General features: G+C 69.4%; 16 protein-coding genes. 11 read left to right on the top strand and 5 right to left on the bottom strand.

The window, feature by feature from the left end:
- Positions 1-4: 4 nt before the first annotated feature.
- A complete protein-coding gene (locus ABZS29_RS04130) occupies positions 5-619 on the top strand; it encodes a CGNR zinc finger domain-containing protein (protein WP_355458380.1) in 615 nt (204 codons plus the stop codon).
- Here the strand turns inward: ABZS29_RS04130 and ABZS29_RS04125 are convergent.
- On the bottom strand, positions 616-1,323 hold the full coding sequence (locus ABZS29_RS04125; RefSeq protein ID WP_355458378.1) for a hypothetical protein: 708 nt from the start codon (positions 1,321-1,323) through the stop codon (positions 616-618). The two genes, ABZS29_RS04130 and ABZS29_RS04125, sit on opposite strands and share 4 nt — an antisense overlap.
- A gap of 563 nt (positions 1,324-1,886) precedes the next feature.
- Between ABZS29_RS04125 and ABZS29_RS04120 the strand changes: the two genes are divergently transcribed.
- The 5 genes from ABZS29_RS04120 to ABZS29_RS04100 all read left to right on the top strand — a co-directional run bounded on the left by ABZS29_RS04120 (position 1,887) and on the right by ABZS29_RS04100 (position 6,406).
- Entirely contained in the window at positions 1,887-2,513 is a 627-nt protein-coding gene (locus ABZS29_RS04120; protein WP_355458376.1) for a TetR family transcriptional regulator, read from the top strand.
- Between the two features lie 86 nt (positions 2,514-2,599).
- Positions 2,600-3,535 (top strand): ROK family protein, encoded by a 936-nt coding sequence (locus ABZS29_RS04115; protein WP_355458374.1) that lies wholly within the window; start codon positions 2,600-2,602, stop codon positions 3,533-3,535.
- Positions 3,532-4,662 carry an N-acetylglucosamine-6-phosphate deacetylase gene (gene nagA / locus ABZS29_RS04110; protein WP_355458372.1) on the top strand — a complete coding sequence of 377 codons (1,131 nt, stop codon included), beginning with the start codon at positions 3,532-3,534 and terminating at the stop codon, positions 4,660-4,662. The genes ABZS29_RS04115 and nagA overlap by 4 nt, the downstream gene beginning before the upstream one ends.
- Positions 4,650-5,564, top strand: coding sequence for a hexose kinase (locus ABZS29_RS04105; protein WP_355458371.1), 915 nt, complete (start codon positions 4,650-4,652; stop codon positions 5,562-5,564). The genes nagA and ABZS29_RS04105 overlap by 13 nt, the downstream gene beginning before the upstream one ends.
- Positions 5,565-5,572: 8 nt before the next feature.
- Positions 5,573-6,406 (top strand): class II fructose-bisphosphate aldolase, encoded by an 834-nt coding sequence (locus ABZS29_RS04100; protein ID WP_355458369.1) that lies wholly within the window; start codon positions 5,573-5,575, stop codon positions 6,404-6,406.
- On the opposite strand, the gene ABZS29_RS04095 is transcribed toward ABZS29_RS04100, so the two are convergent.
- Genes ABZS29_RS04095 through ABZS29_RS04080 form a run of 4 tightly spaced genes read right to left on the bottom strand, consistent with a single transcriptional unit; the run spans position 6,403 to position 10,080 of the window.
- On the bottom strand, positions 6,403-7,440 hold the full coding sequence (locus ABZS29_RS04095; RefSeq protein WP_355458367.1) for an ABC transporter permease: 1,038 nt from the start codon (positions 7,438-7,440) through the stop codon (positions 6,403-6,405). The two genes, ABZS29_RS04100 and ABZS29_RS04095, sit on opposite strands and share 4 nt — an antisense overlap.
- The gene (locus tag ABZS29_RS04090; RefSeq protein ID WP_355458365.1) at positions 7,437-8,315 is read right to left on the bottom strand and encodes an ABC transporter ATP-binding protein; all 879 of its coding nucleotides are present in this window, start codon (positions 8,313-8,315) and stop codon (positions 7,437-7,439) included. Before ABZS29_RS04090 ends, ABZS29_RS04095 begins: the two co-directional genes overlap by 4 nt.
- The gene (locus ABZS29_RS04085) at positions 8,312-8,704 is read right to left on the bottom strand and encodes a GntR family transcriptional regulator (protein WP_355458363.1); all 393 of its coding nucleotides are present in this window, start codon (positions 8,702-8,704) and stop codon (positions 8,312-8,314) included. The genes ABZS29_RS04090 and ABZS29_RS04085 overlap by 4 nt, the downstream gene beginning before the upstream one ends.
- Before the next feature lie 56 nt (positions 8,705-8,760).
- Complete coding sequence (locus tag ABZS29_RS04080; RefSeq protein WP_355458361.1) at positions 8,761-10,080, bottom strand: deoxyribodipyrimidine photo-lyase; 1,320 nt, start codon at positions 10,078-10,080, stop codon at positions 8,761-8,763.
- Between the two features lie 60 nt (positions 10,081-10,140).
- Here ABZS29_RS04080 and ABZS29_RS04075 point away from each other — a divergent pair, with 60 nt between their 5' ends.
- The 5 genes from ABZS29_RS04075 (at position 10,141) to ABZS29_RS04055 (ending at position 15,112) form a co-directional block, all read left to right on the top strand.
- Positions 10,141-10,845, top strand: coding sequence for a metal-dependent transcriptional regulator (locus ABZS29_RS04075; RefSeq protein WP_355458359.1), 705 nt, complete (start codon positions 10,141-10,143; stop codon positions 10,843-10,845).
- A 72-nt stretch (positions 10,846-10,917) separates the two neighbouring features.
- A complete protein-coding gene (locus ABZS29_RS04070; protein WP_355458357.1) occupies positions 10,918-11,694 on the top strand; it encodes a class I SAM-dependent methyltransferase in 777 nt (258 codons plus the stop codon).
- 42 nt (positions 11,695-11,736) lie between these two features.
- Positions 11,737-13,080: an aminodeoxychorismate synthase component I gene (gene pabB, locus ABZS29_RS04065; protein ID WP_355458355.1), complete on the top strand. Its 1,344-nt coding sequence runs from the start codon at positions 11,737-11,739 to the stop codon at positions 13,078-13,080.
- On the top strand, positions 13,077-13,769 hold the full coding sequence (locus tag ABZS29_RS04060) for an aminotransferase class IV (protein WP_355458353.1): 693 nt from the start codon (positions 13,077-13,079) through the stop codon (positions 13,767-13,769). The genes pabB and ABZS29_RS04060 overlap by 4 nt, the downstream gene beginning before the upstream one ends.
- A 440-nt stretch (positions 13,770-14,209) precedes the next feature.
- Positions 14,210-15,112 (top strand): SPFH domain-containing protein, encoded by a 903-nt coding sequence (locus ABZS29_RS04055; RefSeq protein ID WP_355458352.1) that lies wholly within the window; start codon positions 14,210-14,212, stop codon positions 15,110-15,112.
- Position 15,113: the final 1 nt, after the last annotated feature.

Here is a 15,113-nt window from a genome sequence, read left to right as displayed (position 1 = left end):
TCACATGAACGCGCTGCCGTCGCATCTCGAGCTCGTGCAGGGCGTCGTCCTGCCCAAGCCGGTCGGCGCGCATCCGGTGCTCGACTTCGTCAACACCCGGTCCGAGTGGATCACCCGTGGTCCGGCCCGGACCGAGTGGCTGACGTCGTACGAGGCCTTCCTGATCTGGAACTCCGCCGTCGGCCTGCTGTCGCCGGCGGCGGTCTTCCGGCTGATCGAACAGGCCGGCGGCCGCCCGACCGAGGCGGCCCGCCGGCTGACCGCGACGCTGGACTTCCGCATCGACCTGTACGACGTCCTGACCGCGCGAGCGGATGAGACCGACGGACCGTTCGAGGCGGTCGCCCGGGTGATCGAGCGGGCGTCCGGTCGCCGGCAGTTCGTCCGGAGCGAGACTGACGGCGCGGCCTGGGAGCTACCGGAGGACCTTGCCCGGCCGCTCGACCAGCTGGCGCTCCTCGCGGCCGATCTGCTCACCGGCCCGGAGTGGGCTCATGTGCGGACGTGTCCGGGCTGCGGCTGGCTGTTCCTCGATGCGCGTGGCCGCCGCCGCTGGTGCTCGATGGCGACCTGCGGCAACCGCGCCAAGGTCCGGGCCCACGCGGCCCGCACTCGCTAGTTGAACAAAGCTGGGTCGACCTGGATCCAAGTGGCCCGGGCGCGAGCCAGCACTCGACCGTCGGAGTCGTAGAGCGTGCTGGCGGTCAGGGTCTTGCGACCGTCCGTCCCGAGCAGCTGTCCGAGGATGACGCACTCCTCACCGGCCTGCGGCTGCGCATCCGTACAGGCGGTGAGCTGCCCCAAGACCGACGGGCGCCCCTCCAGATCGGTCGCCCAACCGCTCGGGCAGTCCAGCGCCGCCCAGAGGAACACGGGGTCCACCAGATCGGCGGCAGGCGTCCACGTGCACGCCGTCCGGCCGTCGCCCAGCGGGCCCGGCTTGAGCTGAAGGCCGGTCGCATTCTCCGGTCCGCACACGAAGCAGCTCGGGAACGGATGCTTGGCGAGTCCGCGGTACCCCGCCTCAGCCTTCCGAGCCTCCTCGAACGAGACCGGCTCGACCGTCGCATCGGTCAGGAAGCCCGCCGACACCGGTACGCCGCCGGCCACCAGCTGCTCGCCGTACCGGAGCTGTGCGCCCTCGGGGCTCACCTCGAGCTCGAGGTCGACCTCCATCGGCGGCGGCACCCGCAACGTCACCTGCGGCACCTGGTCCTCGGCGAGCACCCCGGCGAGCGCCGTACCGACCAAGCCTGCGACGTACCCGCCGTTCCCGGACCGGGCCGGCCCTTGGAACCGCCGTTCAACCCGCACCAAAGTCATGGCCACCGACCCTAACCCGCCCCCTCCTGCCCAAAGACACGCCCGCCCACCCTTGTGCACGAACGCCAACCTTGAGCACCCACCAACCATCCCGAGCCCGAAAAAGTGGTTGGTGGGCGCACAAAGTGCCGCCGGATGACTGCTGGGTGCCCAAAGACACGTCGACCCACCTTTGGGCGCGTACGGCGTCTTTGAGTAGCCACCGATCATTTGGCGGACCGAAGAGTGGTTGGTGGGTGGACAAAGTGAAGGGTCGCGAGGGGTCGCTGAGAGGTGGGGGATGGCTACGGAGGGTGGTGGGGGATGAAGGGGAGGGAATTGGGGGAGGCCAACGGGTATTTCAAGCGGACTTCGGAGACTCCTTAGTCCGATGGATGTGGCAGGTGTGAGGTGGGGGAGTGGTGGGAAGAAACCGGATTTCAGGGAAATCTGAGGATTTCTCGGAGATTGATGAGCTGAGGCCTCTGATTCAAACGACCGTTTGAACTATGCTGAGCGCAGGCTACGGCCCGTGAGCAGGTGGGGTGCCTGCGCGAGTAGTGGCTGGGGGGAAGGAGAACTCTGTGGAGACACCGGTCGAATCGACCAGAGAACGATTGCTCAACGTCGCCGAGCAGCGTTTCGGCGAGGGGGGATACGAAGGGACGTCGCTGCGCGCGATCACTGTCGCGGCGGCCGCGAACATCGCGGCGGTCAACTACCACTTCGGCTCGAAGGAAGCGTTGTTGCGCGCGGCGGTGGCCCGGGCGATGGCGCCGGTCAACACCGAACGCCGGCGTCGGCTGGACCAACTGGAGGCCGCCGGACCACCGTCGGCCGAGCAACTGATCCGCGCGTTCGTCGAGCCCGGTCTGGACCTGGTTCTGCGCCGCGGTGAGCGGGGTGCGGTGGCGGCGCGGTTCATCGGCCGGATCGCGTTCGATCCGAGCCAGCGGATTCGCGAGCTGTACGTCGCCGAGTCGGATCCGATCGAAGCGCGCTACCTGGCGGCACTGCAGGCGGCACTGCCGCATGCGGCGCCGGAGGCAGTCGCCTTCGGGTATGTGAACATGCTCGGACTGCTGGCGCTGCACCAGTCGCAGGCGCTCACGCCGGTGCCTGGAGGGGGCGAGTTGGAGGACCCGGGCAAGCTCGCGGAGAACCTGATCGCGTTCCTGGTCGCGGCCTTCGACCGGGGGTTGCGTGCCTGAGTCGGCCGACCACAGCGCGTGATCTTTTGTCCGGAGAATGTTCATGGATGTTCGGACCACCGGGTAACGCTGCATAATGGCGCTCCGTGGACCCCAGTGAAGTCGTGGTTGCCGTCGATCTCGGTGGAACCCGGATGAAGTGCGGCCTGGTCGCCGCCGACGGTGCCGTGCTGCACCGGGAGACCAGGCCGACTCCCCGGGCCGCCGGGGGCCGCGCCGTGCTCGACGCACTGCTGGAGACCGTCGTCGAACTGAGCCAGAAGGCCACCGCCGACGGTCACCGGGTGCGTGCCATCGGTGTGGTGGTGCCCGGCATCATCGACGCCGAGACCGGCACCGTCGTGGCGGAGAACCTCGCCTGGGCCGGTACGCCGGTCCGCGCCGGGCTGATCGCCGCCGTCGGCGACGACGTACCGATCGTGCTCGCGCACGACGTCCGGGCCGGCGGGTACGCCGAGCTCCGCCAAGGCGCCCTGACCGGAACCACGAACTCGCTCTTCCTGCCGCTCGGGACCGGTATCGCCGCCGCGATGGTGATCGACGGCCGCCTGGTCAGTGGCGACGGGTACGCCGGTGAGCTCGGCCACACCCGCTTCATCCACGGCGACGCGGCCGAGCTGTGCGCCTGCGGTCAGTGGGGCTGCCTCGAGACGGTCGCCTCCGCCGCCGCGCTGGCCCGCCGGTACGCCGCTCGCGCCGGCCGCGTCGTGGACGGCTCCCGTGAAGTGCTGGAGCTGCTCGCGGCCGGTGACGAGATCGCCGCGCAGGTCTGGCACGACGCGCTGACCGTCCTCGTCGACGCCCTCGTCCTCTACATCACGCTGGTCGCGCCGACCCGGATCGCGATCGGCGGCGGGCTGGTCGGCGCCGGCGAGACGCTGCTGCAGCCGCTGCGCGCCGGGGTGCACGAACGCCTGACGTTCCAGCGCGAGCCCGAGATCGTGGCCGCCGTGCTGGGGGAGGAAGCCGGCTGCCTCGGCGCCGCGCTGTACGCCTGGGATCGAGTTGAGGAGCAGTCATGACGACCTATCGGGTGGGACGTCTCATCACGCCGGACGACGTGCTGGAGAGCGCCTGGATCCAGGTCGTCGACTCCGACATCCTGGCCTACGGCCGCCGCTCCGAGGGCATGCCGGCCGACGGCAAGCGGCCCGAGGACCTCGGTGACGTGACGGTCGTCCCGGGCTTCGTCGACATCCACACCCATGGCGGCGGCGGATCGTCGTACTCGACGACCGACCCGGAGGAGGCGCGGAAGGTCGCGGCCTTCCACGCCAAGCACGGTACGACGACCACCATGGCCAGCCTGGTCACCGGACCGCTGGACCTGCTCGCTTCGCAGACCGCCTGCCTGGCCGACCTGGTCACCGACGGCATCATCAACGGCGTCCACCTCGAAGGCCCGTTCCTGTCCGAGGCGCGCTGCGGTGCGCACGAGCCGACGCTGCTCCGCGATCCGGTCGCCGACGACGTGGCCAAGGTGCTGAGTGAAGCCGTGCGGATGGTGACGATCGCGCCGGAGCTCGAACACGGTCTGGACGCGATCCGCCAGGTGGTCGACGCCGGCGCGGTGGCCGCGCTCGGGCACACGGATGCGACGTACGAGCAGATGATCGCCGGTGCCGACGCGGGTGCCACGGTCGCCACGCACCTGTTCAACGGGATGCGGCCGTTCCATCACCGCGACCCGGGCCCGGTGGGCGCCGCGATCAACGACGAGCGGCTGCTGCTCGAGGTGATCAACGACGGCATGCACCTGGATCCGCAGGTCGTGCGGGTCGCGCTGGCCGCGGCTGGCGTCCACCGGATCGCGTTGATCACCGACGCGATGGAGGCGACCGGGATGGGCGACGGCCGCTACAAGATCGGCGACCTCGAAGTGGACGTCAAGGACGGTCTGGCAACGCTTGCCCACGGCTCCAAGTCGATTGCCGGCAGCACCTTGACCATGGATGTTGCCTTCCGCAACGCCGTCAAGGCCGGCACTTCGCTGGTCGACGCGTCCCGGATGGCCTCGACCACACCCGCCCAGGCCTTCGGTTGGTACGACGTCGGTGCGATCGAGACCGGCCGTCGCGCCGACCTGGTGCTGCTGGACGATGACTACACCGTCCAGAAGGTGATGCGGGCCGGCGCATGGCTGGACTAGTCGGCACGGTCACGCTCAACCTGGCGCTGGATGTCACGTACGACGTTCCTGAGTTGAGAATCGGCGGTAGTCACCGCGTCAGCGCGGTTCGTTCCCGTGCTGGCGGCAAGGGCGTGAATGTCGCCCGGGTTGCGGCCACGCTCGGGCATCAGGTGCTCGTGCTGGGCTTCGTCGGTGGAGTGACCGGCGAAGCGGTCGCCGCGGAGCTGTTCGACGCCGGGTTGACCGCGTTGCTGACGCCGATCGCGGGGGAGACCCGCCGAACCGTTGCCGTCGTCAACGGTGTTGACGGCGACGCGACGATCTTCAACGAGGCGGGCCCGTCGGTCTCGGCCGACGAGTGGCGCGCATTCGCCGATCGGATGCCGTGGGGACGCCTTGGTGTGCTGGCATGTTCGGGCAGCATCCCGCCCGGCATCCCCGCCGACGCGTACGCTGAGATCGCGGTCCGCGCGCGACAGCACGACGTACTGACCGTGATCGATGCGGGTGGTCCGGCGTTGACCGAGGCGGCCAAGGTGGGCGCGGTTGTTCGGGCCAACGCCGCCGAACTGCGCGAGGCCATTGGTAACGTGGAGGTCGAGGACGGTGCGCGGCAGCTGGTGGCGCTCGGCGCGACCGCCGCGGTCATCACCGACGGCGCCCGCGGAATGGTTGCTGCGAGCAACAAGGGTGTCTGGCGTGCGCTACCGGTCGAGCGAGTCAGCGGTAACCCGACCGGCGCCGGCGATGCCTGTACGGCGGTCGTCGCGGCCGCCGTCGCGGAATCGCCCGAGCCGGACTGGTCCGTCGTACTGAAGTCTGCTGTTGCCGCTTCCGCCGCCGCCGTGCTGACACCGGTTGCCGGGGACATCGACCTTGCCGCCTACCGCCGGTGGCTGCCGCAAGTTTCTGTGGGATAGGAGAAATCATGCCGTTGGTTTCCGGAGCCGAGGTCGTGCTGGCTGCCGCCAAGGCCGGCCGTGGCGTTGGCGCGTTCAACGTCATCCAGCTGGAGCACGCGACCGCGCTGATCGCGGGCGCCGAGCAGGCCGGTACGCCGGTCGTACTGCAGATCAGCGAGAACGCGGTCAAGTACCACGGTGCACTCAAGCCGATCGGCGTTGCCACGCTGGCGGCCGCGGCCGCCGCGTCGGTTCCGGTGGTCGTCCACCTCGACCACGCGATGGATCGCGACCTGGTCACCGAGGCGGTCCAGCTCGGCTTCACGTCGGTGATGTACGACGCCTCGAAGCTCGACTACGCCGACAACGTCTCCTCGACCACCGAGGTGACGAAGTTCTGCCACGACCACGGGGTTTTCGTCGAGGCGGAGATCGGTGAGGTCGGCGGCAAGGACGGCGTCCACGCGCCGGGAGCCCGAACTCGTCCCGACGAGGCGGTCGCCTTCGCCGAAGCGACTGGCGTTGACGCGCTGGCCGTTGCCGTCGGCTCCTCGCACGCGATGACCGAGCGCACCGCCTCGCTCGACTTCGCGCTGATCGCCGAACTGCACGCGGCGGTCGCCGTACCGCTGGTCCTGCACGGTTCTTCCGGTGTCGCCGACCCTGATCTGACCCGCGCTGTCGAGGCGGGTATGACCAAGGTCAACATCGCCACCCACCTCAACAACGTCTTCACTGCCTCGGTCCGGCAGACGCTCAGCGACAACCCGGCCCTCGTGGACACCCGTAAGTACCTGGGGCCCGCGCGGGACGCGGTCGCCGCTGAGGTCGCGCGCCTGCTCGGTCTGTTGAAGGCCTAGGTCAGGTCCTTCCGGATCCGCCAGAAGCTGAAGCCGGTGAGGCCGAGCGCCAGCAGCAGGAACAACCCGAACTCACGCCACTGCAGCGCCCAGAATTTGTCGGCGGTGAAGTACCGGACGTGCTGCTTGTAGCCTTCGTCGGCCAAGCGCTGGAAGCACGCCTCGGCTTTGGGTGAGACCTCGCGCTGGTTCGGCCCGCCCGGCTCACACCCGATCAGCCACGGGGGCAGAGTGCTGACGGCCTTGCCGGACTTGTCGACGGTCTCGTCGGTCAGCTTCCAGCCGCCGACGGCGTTGGTGGCGACCTCGATGCCTTTGACCTCGGCATTCGCCCCGGGGCCGCTGATCATGAAACCACGCAGGTTCGCCGGCGTCGCCACGATGTACTGGTCCGTCGGCGCCATCAGGTGCGGCCGGATCAGCGTCGGGGTGAGCACCTGGACCAGGATCACAGCGGCCAGCGTGACCGCGAGAGCGACGAGAGTACGCCGTACCGCGAGGCCGACCGCGACTCCGAGCGCGAACGCGAAGACGGCGTACCCGACCGGGACCAGGCCGCGGCCGGAGAACGTGACCGGGAACATCCGCGGCAGGTAGTAGTTCGACTCCTGACCGGCGTTGATGGCCTTGTCGATCGGCGCGGACCACCACGTCACGGCCAGGCTGAGTGCGCCGGTGAGCGCCATCGTGGCCAGGCCGCCGATCCCGACCTTGACGGCCAGCCAGCGCCACCGCGTGATGCTTTGGCCCCAGACGAGCCGGTGCGTCCCCGCCTCCAGTTCGCGGGCGATCAGCGGTGCGCCCCAGAAGGCTCCGATCACCGGCGGTACGGCGTACAGCGTGGCCAGGCCGACCTGGTAGAGCACTGGGTTGAGGCGGGCGAAGTCGAGGCTCTTGATGAAGCCGTCCGCGAGCCGCTGGTAGTCGTCGGCCAGGCCGGGCCCGGTCGCCGCCAGCACGACACCGGCCGCGAGCACCACCGCGGCGATCACGAGGAACTGGACGCGGAACTGCCGCCAGGTCAGCCAGATCATCGCTGCACCTCCAGAACGGGACGCTCGGGCTGGGCCTCGCGGCCCATGTAGGCGAGCACGAGATCCTCCAAGCTGAGCTGCGTGACGGCCCATGACGGGTCGAGGATCGGCCGCTCCGTGCGGACCAGGAACGTCGACTGCCGGTCGGTGTGGCTCTCGGTCACGACGGACTGGTCGCTCGGCAGCTCCTTCGCCGTACGGCGGGGTCCGGTGAGCCGGTAGTGGGTCGCGAGCAACGTGTCGATCTCGCCGTTGACCTGCACCCGGGAACCAACCAGAACGACGAGGTAGTCGCACGACCGCTCCACATCGGAGACGAGGTGCGAGGACAGCACGACACTGAGCTCCTGCTCGGCGACCGCCTCCATCAGATCCTGCAGGAACTCCCGCCGGGCCAACGGATCGAGCGCGGCCACCGGCTCGTCGAGGATCAGCAGTTCCGGTCGCTTGGCCAGACCGAGTGTCAACGCGAGCTGGGCCCGCTGGCCACCGGACAACCGTCCGGCCCGCTGCTTCGGATCCAGCCTGAGCCGCTGGATCCGTTGCTGGGCAAGGGAATCGTCCCACTCGGGGTTGAGGTGCGCGCCGAGCCGCAGGTGGTCGGCAACGCTCAAGCGGCTGTACGTCGGGGTGTCCTGCGCGACGTACCCGACCTTTGCCTGCTGGGTTCCGGCCGGCCGTCCGAGCACCTCGACCGATCCGGTCGTCGGCGTGAGCATCCCGACGGCCATGTTGAGCAACGTGCTCTTGCCGGCGCCGTTCGGCCCGACGAGTCCGACGACATGCCCGGCCGGGACCTCGAGGTCGCAGTCAGTCAGCGCCCAGCGGCGGCCGTACTTCTTTCCCAGTCCGTGGGCTTGCAGCGCGGCGTTCACGCGACCCCCTCCTGGGAGGCGGACCGAAAGGTGGTGAGGAACAACGCCTCGATGCTCTCGTCGTCCAGGCCGGCCTTGCGGGCTTTCGTCAGCCAGCGCCGCAGGTCCTGGCGGAGCGGGCCGTGCGCGGCGAGCGTGTTGTCGACCAGGGTGCGCGTCACGAAGGTGCCGCGGCCCGGTTTGGCCTGCACGAGCCCTTCGTGCTCCAGTTCGCGGTAGGCCTTGAGCACCGTGTTCGGGTTGATCGCCAGCGCTGCGACCACGTCCTTCACGGTCGGGAGCTGGTCACCCTCCCGCAGCAGGTCGAGCCGGAGCGCATTGCGCACCTGCTGGACGATCTGCTGGTACGGCGACACCCCCGACCGGCCGTCCAGATGGAACTCGATCATCTCCAACCCCATTCATCTAGTTACCTAGCACTATAGGGGTATGGCGATCGGACCGGTCAAGCTTTGATCGCGTCGTACCTCCGAAGGGCTTCGCGCCGCGCCTCGGCGTGGTCGACGATCGGCTCCGGATAACCGTCGGCGCCGCCGTGCTTCCACGGCTCGTGCGCGGCCTTGCCCGGCAGGTCGCGCAGCTCGGGGATCCAGCGCCGGACGTAGTCGCCGGCCGGGTCGAACTTCAGCCCCTGGCCGATCGGATTGAAGATCCGGAAGTACGGCGACGCGTCCGCGCCGCAGCCGGCCACCCACTGCCAGTTGAGCGAGTTCGACGCGAGATCGCCGTCCCGCAAGGACTGCATGAACCAGCGCGCGCCGTACTTCCAGTGCACATGAAGGTCCTTGACCAGGAACGACGCCACCACCATCCGGACCCGGTTGTGCATGAACCCTTCCGCCGCGAGTTGCCGCATTCCGGCGTCCACGAGCGGGAAGCCGGTCCGGCCCTGCTGCCAGGCCACGAACTGGTCGCCGGGTTCGTCGTACGCCATTCGCTCGAACTCGCTGCGCAACGGCTTCCAGGCCGCCTCCGGATTGCGGGCGAGCAGATCGGCGCAGAACTCGCGCCACGCCAGCTCCCGCCGGTACGACTCGGCGCCGCCGCTGCGTTGACGGGCGAGGTCCGCCAGCATCGTCCGCGGGTGGATCTCACCCCACTTCAACGGGACGGACATCCGCGAGGTGCGGTCGAGATCCGGCCGGTCGCGGACGTCGTCGTACTCGCCGACGTCCTCGAGATAGGTCTGCCAATGCTTCCGCGCTGCCTCTTCACCGGCGCCTTCGGCCTCGCCCTTCGGCAGGTCCTCGCTGTCCGCCTTGACCCACTGCACGTTCTGCGGAGCGTCGACGGGTTGCCGCCAGCCGTGCTCGAGCCAGGCGCGAAAGTACGGCGTGAACACCTGATAGGGCCGGTCCTGCTGGTTGAAGATGCGGCCCGGAGCGATCGCGTACGGCGAGCCCGTGGCGACCAGCGGACAGTTCAATGAGGCTTCAACTTCTTGATCGCGACCCTGCCCGTACGGCGCGTAGTCGGCGCTGATGTGGACGCTCACCGCGCCGATCTCCTCGGCCAGCTGCGGGATCACGGTCACCGGATCACCGCTGCGGACAACGAGTCGGCCGCCCATTGCTTTGGACAACGCGCGGAGCGAGGTGGCCAGGTGTTCACGGCGGGGATCGCCGGATCGCTTCCACAGCAAGGGATCCACCACGAAGACGCCCAGCACGCGCCCGTCGCCCGCCTGAACGGCGTCCAGCAGCGCCGGGTTGTCGCTCAGTCTGAGGTCTCGGCGGAACCACATCAACGCTGTCACATCCGGCATCTTCGGTCAGTACCCATAACGATTCGGGAAGACTTGCCCTGATAAGCGAGAATGGTTGTCGTGAGCGAGCTGATCGATACCACGGAGATGTACCTGCGGACCGTCTACGAACTCGAAGAAGAAGGCATCCTGCCGCTGCGGGCGCGGATCGCCGAGCGGTTGCACCAGTCCGGCCCGACGGTCAGTCAGACGGTCGCGCGGATGGAGCGTGACGGCCTCGTCACGGTCGAGGGCGACCGCCATCTCGAGCTCACCACCGTCGGCCGCAAGCAGGCGGTCCGGGTGATGCGCAAGCACCGGCTGGCCGAGCGGCTGCTGGTCGACGTGATCGGGCTCGAGTGGGAGGACGTGCACGCCGAGGCCTGCCGCTGGGAGCACGTGATGAGCGACGCGGTCGAGCTGCGGCTGCTCAAGATCCTCGACAACCCGACCGAATCGCCGTACGGGAACCCGATCCCGGGCCTGGAGGAGCTGCTCACCGACGGCCAGGCCAGCGGCATCGAGGACTTCCGGATCGGCGTCGAGCCGCTGGACAAGGTGCTCGACCAGGCCACCGGCCAGAGCGTTCGCGTGCTGGTTCGGCGGATCGCCGAGCCGGTGCAGACCGACGACGGCGCGATGGCCGTGCTGCGCAAGGCCGGCGCCCTGCCGGGCCGCGAGGTCGACTCGGCGCTCGACGCCGAGGGCGTCCTGGTCGGCAGCCGGGAGGCGGGCGGCGTGATCAGCGACGAGACCGCCGGTCACATCTTCGTCAGCGTGGTCTGAGGGTCAGAGGAACGTTAACGCTGAGCACTCGATGCGGTACGACGAGTGCTCAGCGGGTACCGTCTCGCTGAAATGTCCGAAAACGTCATCGACTGGCCGGAGTACCTGCGGGAGTTCCACACCGCGGCCCCGGGCAGCACCGAAGCCCTCCTGTCCCGCGCCACCGCCGGCGATCACACGCCGTACCGATGGCTGGTCCGCGCTGTCTCCGGCGAAGCCCGGCGCGTCCTCGACCTCGCCTGCGGCAACGGTCCGGTCGCCCGCGAGCTGTACGGACGCTGGGTGGTGGGAGTCGACAACAACGCCGCGCAGCTGACCGGCGCCCCCGGCCCGAAGGTCCAGGCCGACGCTCTGCACTTGCCGTTCGCGAACGAGGTCTTCGACGTCGTCACGTGTTCGATGGGGCTGATGGTGCTGCAGCCGCTGCCCGACGTACTGGCTGAGGCCGCGCGCGTGCTGCGCCGCGGGGGAGTGCTGGCCGCGATCGTCCCGGCTGTGCGCCCGCTGCGGCGGGGTGACATCCGGACGCTGAGCGGGCTGACGACGCGACTGCGGTCGACGCCGCAGTTCCCGGCCGGTGGCGAGATCACCGAGCTGAAGGACAAGCTCCGGCACGCCGGGTTCGACGTGATGGAGAGCCAGCGCGAGCGGTACGTGTACACGGTCCGCAGCGCGGACGACGCACGCCGGCTGGTGAACGCGCTCTACCTCCCCGGTACGCCGGATGCCCGCCGGGAGACCGCGAGTGAGTGGCTCGCGGACCGCGCCGAGTCGAAGGACGGGCTAGAGGTCGCAATCCCGATCCGCCGAATCACCGCCATGCGCGGCAAGGTCGCGCTCACTGGTTGATCTGACCGGCGGTATCGCCCGGCGGGGAAGTAGCGTGTGCCTGTGGGTGCTGCGCTGAGCTGGTCCGTGCGGACCGTGGACCGGGCGCTCGACGGTGAGACGGTCTACCGCGAGCTGCTGGCCGCCGAACCGGTCGCGTTCTGGCTCGACGGCAGCCTGACCGATCGCGTCGCCCGGCGGGTCTCGGTGCTCGGGACGGGCTCGGACGTGCTCGTGCGGGATGCTGTGGATGGCGACGTCTTCGCCGAACTGCAGGCGCTCCTTGCCTCGCGTGCTGCGCAGCCGCCTCCCGTGCTCGACGGCTACTTCTCTGGCGGGTATGTCGGTTACTTCGGCTACGAACTGAAGTCGCTCACCGGCGGCGCCGCGACTCATCAGGCGTCGACTCCGGACGCGTTGTGGATCTGGGCCGACCGGTTCGTGGTGATCGACCACGATCGCGATCTGACGCTGCTCGTCACGGTGGGTCTTGGGGATGAGTGGTTGGACCGCGCTGTCCGTGCTGCCGCCGACTGGTCGATGACGGGTGTGGTCCGGCCGGCGATCGCCGAACTGGACGTCGAAGCACATCTGGAGCTCGACCGGCCGGCGTACCTGGCGGCGATCGCGCGATGCATGACCGCGCTCGAGGCCGGCGAGACGTACGAGGTGTGTCTGACCAACCGGGTGCGGCTGCCCGCCGTACCGGATCCGTTCGGTTTCTTCTGCTGGCAGCGCGCCACGAATCCGGCGCCGTACGCCGCCTTTCTCCGGTACGGCGACCTGGCCGTCGCGAGCTCGTCGCCGGAGCGCTTCCTGACCGTGGACGCGGACGGGTGGGCCGAGTGCCGGCCGATCAAGGGGACCGCGCCGCGCGACCTGGATCCGTTCCAGGACCAGTTGGCGGCGAAGGCGCTGGCCGAGGACGAGAAGACGCGCGCCGAGAACCTGATGATCGTCGACCTGATCCGCAACGACCTCGGGCGGGTCAGCGTGCCTGGATCCGTCCAGGTGCCGCAGTTGATGCAGGTCGAGAGCTATCGGACCGTGCATCAGCTGGTGACCACAGTCCGCGGTCGGTTGCGGCCGGAGGTGAGCGCGGTTGACGCCGTACGGGCTTGTTTTCCGCCGGGTTCGATGACCGGGGCGCCGAAGATCCGCACGATGGAGCTGCTCGACGAGCTCGAGCCGAGCGCCCGCGGCGTCTACTCCGGAGCGTTGGGGTACCTCACCGTGGACGGCCGTGCGGACCTCAGCGTGGTGATCCGGACCGCGGTGCTGACTCCGGACGAGACAGTGATCGGCGCCGGGGGAGCGATCGTGCTCGACTCCGAGGCGGTCGCCGAATACGACGAAATGGTGCTCAAGGCAACAGCTGCTTTGGGCCTTGGGAAGGTGGGGGCATGACCGGTCTGCAGGTCGCGGATTCGTTCCTGGTCGTCGACGGCGCGGTCCGAGGTCTCGACCTCCATCGCGACCGCTTCCTCGGCTCCTGTGCCGCGGCCGGCGTCGACGCCGCCGCCTTCTGGGACCAGCAGATCCGCCGCCTCCCCGGCTTCGGTCGTTGGTTCCCCCGCTTCGAACTCCACGACACCGGCCAACTCGCCGTCCAGCGCCGCCCCGCCCCCACCACCGGCGGCCGCGTCCGCGTCGCCGTCCACGAAGGTCCCGACCCGCGCACGGCCCCCCGCACCAAAGGCCCCGACCTCGACCTCCTCGGCGAACTCAAAGCCGCCGCCCCCCACCGAGCCGACGAGATCCTCTTGGTCGACACCGACGGCACCGCCCTCGAAGCGGCGTACTCCGCCATCGCCTGGTGGGAAGACGAAACCCTCTGCTTCCCACCCCCCGACCGCCCTCTCCTCCCCTCCGTCACCGCCACCCTCCTCCGCCAACTCGCCACAGCCCAAGGCGTCCCGGTAGCCGAACACCCCCGAACCTCCCCCGACCTCCAGTCCCGCGAGGTCTGGCTCCTCAACGCCCTCCACGGCATCCGCCCCGTCCAAGCCTGGAACGACTCCCCGATAGACCCCCTCCCCAACTCCACCGCCGAAACCTGGCAGTCCCACCTGACCGCCCTCGCCCGCCCCCTCTAACCACCCCGCAGCCCGTCGTACTGGGCACCGTCGCACCACCCACCCGCCGCCCCGCGACCGAAGCCGTCGTGCCCCGCGACCGAAGCCAGCGTGCGAATGTGGGGAGTTGCACCGCGAGTGCGAGGACCGGGGTGCGGGTAAGGGCTTTCCGGCGACACGGTTGTCACACTCGAGGTGATCCCGGTGCGGCGGCGAGTGGCGCCGGCGTGCGCGCACGGTGGGGCCGGTCGCGGGGCACGGTGGCTTCGGTCGCGGGGGCGGGGGTGGGGCGGACCGCCACCACTCACTAACTCTCGGCGGAGCCCGCGGTTCACGCTCAGCAGCGCCTCGCCGACCGGCCGGCGAGGACGTTGGTGAGTGGCGCAGGTCCGCTCCGAAGACGCAGCTTGCTAAAAGTGATATCACTTTGCTACCTTCGAGATAGACGAGAGGAGCGGGTGATGGTTGAGGTTGTGGAGATGCCGAAGCCGAAGGTGGCCGAGCGGGGTGCTGCTGAGGTGAACGGGTGGCCGATGGCGGGGCTGGCGTTCGTGCTGGTGGTCGGCGGTGGAGTGGTGCTCTCCGTGGGGGCGGCCAACGGGGCCGGGGTGGTTGTCGCGCTCGGCGCGGTCGCGTTCGTGGTCGGGGCGATTCTGGCGGCGGGGTTGACGCCGGTGCAGCCGGGGCGGGCGCGGGTGCTGCAGATCCTCGGCCGGTACGCCGGGACGCTCCGCACCGACGGACTGCGGTGGGTGAACCCGATCGCCACCCGGCGCGAGGTCTCCACCCGGATCCGCAATCACGAGACGGCTGTTGCCAAGGTCAACGATGCCGACGGCAACCCGATCGAGATCGCGGCGGTGGTGGTCTGGCAGGTGCAGGACACGGCACAGGCGATGTTCGAGGTGGACGACTTCGTCGAGTTCGTGGCGATCCAGACCGAGACCGCCGTGCGGCACATCGCCAACAGCTACCCGTACGACGTACACACCGACGAAGGTGGCATGTCGTTGCGGGACAGCACGGACGAGATCACCGAGACGCTGTCGACCGAGATCGCGGCGCGGGTGCAGGCGGCCGGGGTTCACGTCATCGAGTCGCGGATCACGCACCTCGCGTACGCCCCGGAGATCGCGCAGGCGATGTTGCGGCGGCAGCAGGCCGGTGCGGTGGTCGCGGCGCGGCAGCGGATCGTGGAGGGTGCGGTCGGCATGGTCGAGCTGGCGCTGGACCGGCTGTCGGAGCACAACGTGGTCGAGCTCGACGAGGAGCGCAAGGCGACCATGGTCAGCAACCTGCTCGTGGTGCTGTGTGGTGACCGCGACGCCCAGCCCGTGGTCAACACCGGTTCGCTCTACCAGTGAG

This window comes from Kribbella sp. NPDC005582 (assembly GCF_040605415.1).
Taxonomy (GTDB): Bacteria; Actinomycetota; Actinomycetes; order Propionibacteriales; family Kribbellaceae; genus Kribbella.
The sequence above is the reverse complement of the archived record's forward strand: the minus strand, read 5'-3'. Positions and strand labels throughout refer to the sequence as shown.

What these genes read in the sequence shown, in the direction of transcription:
- ABZS29_RS04130 (WP_355458380.1), top strand. Translation starts at nt 5, where the DNA reads ATGAACGCGCTGCCGTCGCATCTCGAGCTCGTGCAGGGCGTCGTCCTG.
- ABZS29_RS04125 (WP_355458378.1), bottom strand. Translation starts at nt 1,323, where the DNA reads ATGACTTTGGTGCGGGTTGAACGGCGGTTCCAAGGGCCGGCCCGGTCC.
- nagA (WP_355458372.1), top strand. Translation starts at nt 3,532, where the DNA reads ATGACGACCTATCGGGTGGGACGTCTCATCACGCCGGACGACGTGCTG.
- ABZS29_RS04105 (WP_355458371.1), top strand. Translation starts at nt 4,650, where the DNA reads ATGGCTGGACTAGTCGGCACGGTCACGCTCAACCTGGCGCTGGATGTC.
- ABZS29_RS04100 (WP_355458369.1), top strand. Translation starts at nt 5,573, where the DNA reads ATGCCGTTGGTTTCCGGAGCCGAGGTCGTGCTGGCTGCCGCCAAGGCC.
- ABZS29_RS04095 (WP_355458367.1), bottom strand. Translation starts at nt 7,440, where the DNA reads ATGATCTGGCTGACCTGGCGGCAGTTCCGCGTCCAGTTCCTCGTGATC.
- ABZS29_RS04085 (WP_355458363.1), bottom strand. Translation starts at nt 8,704, where the DNA reads ATGATCGAGTTCCATCTGGACGGCCGGTCGGGGGTGTCGCCGTACCAG.
- ABZS29_RS04080 (WP_355458361.1), bottom strand. Translation starts at nt 10,080, where the DNA reads ATGCCGGATGTGACAGCGTTGATGTGGTTCCGCCGAGACCTCAGACTG.
- ABZS29_RS04070 (WP_355458357.1), top strand. Translation starts at nt 10,918, where the DNA reads ATGTCCGAAAACGTCATCGACTGGCCGGAGTACCTGCGGGAGTTCCAC.
- ABZS29_RS04060 (WP_355458353.1), top strand. Translation starts at nt 13,077, where the DNA reads ATGACCGGTCTGCAGGTCGCGGATTCGTTCCTGGTCGTCGACGGCGCG.
- ABZS29_RS04055 (WP_355458352.1), top strand. Translation starts at nt 14,210, where the DNA reads ATGGTTGAGGTTGTGGAGATGCCGAAGCCGAAGGTGGCCGAGCGGGGT.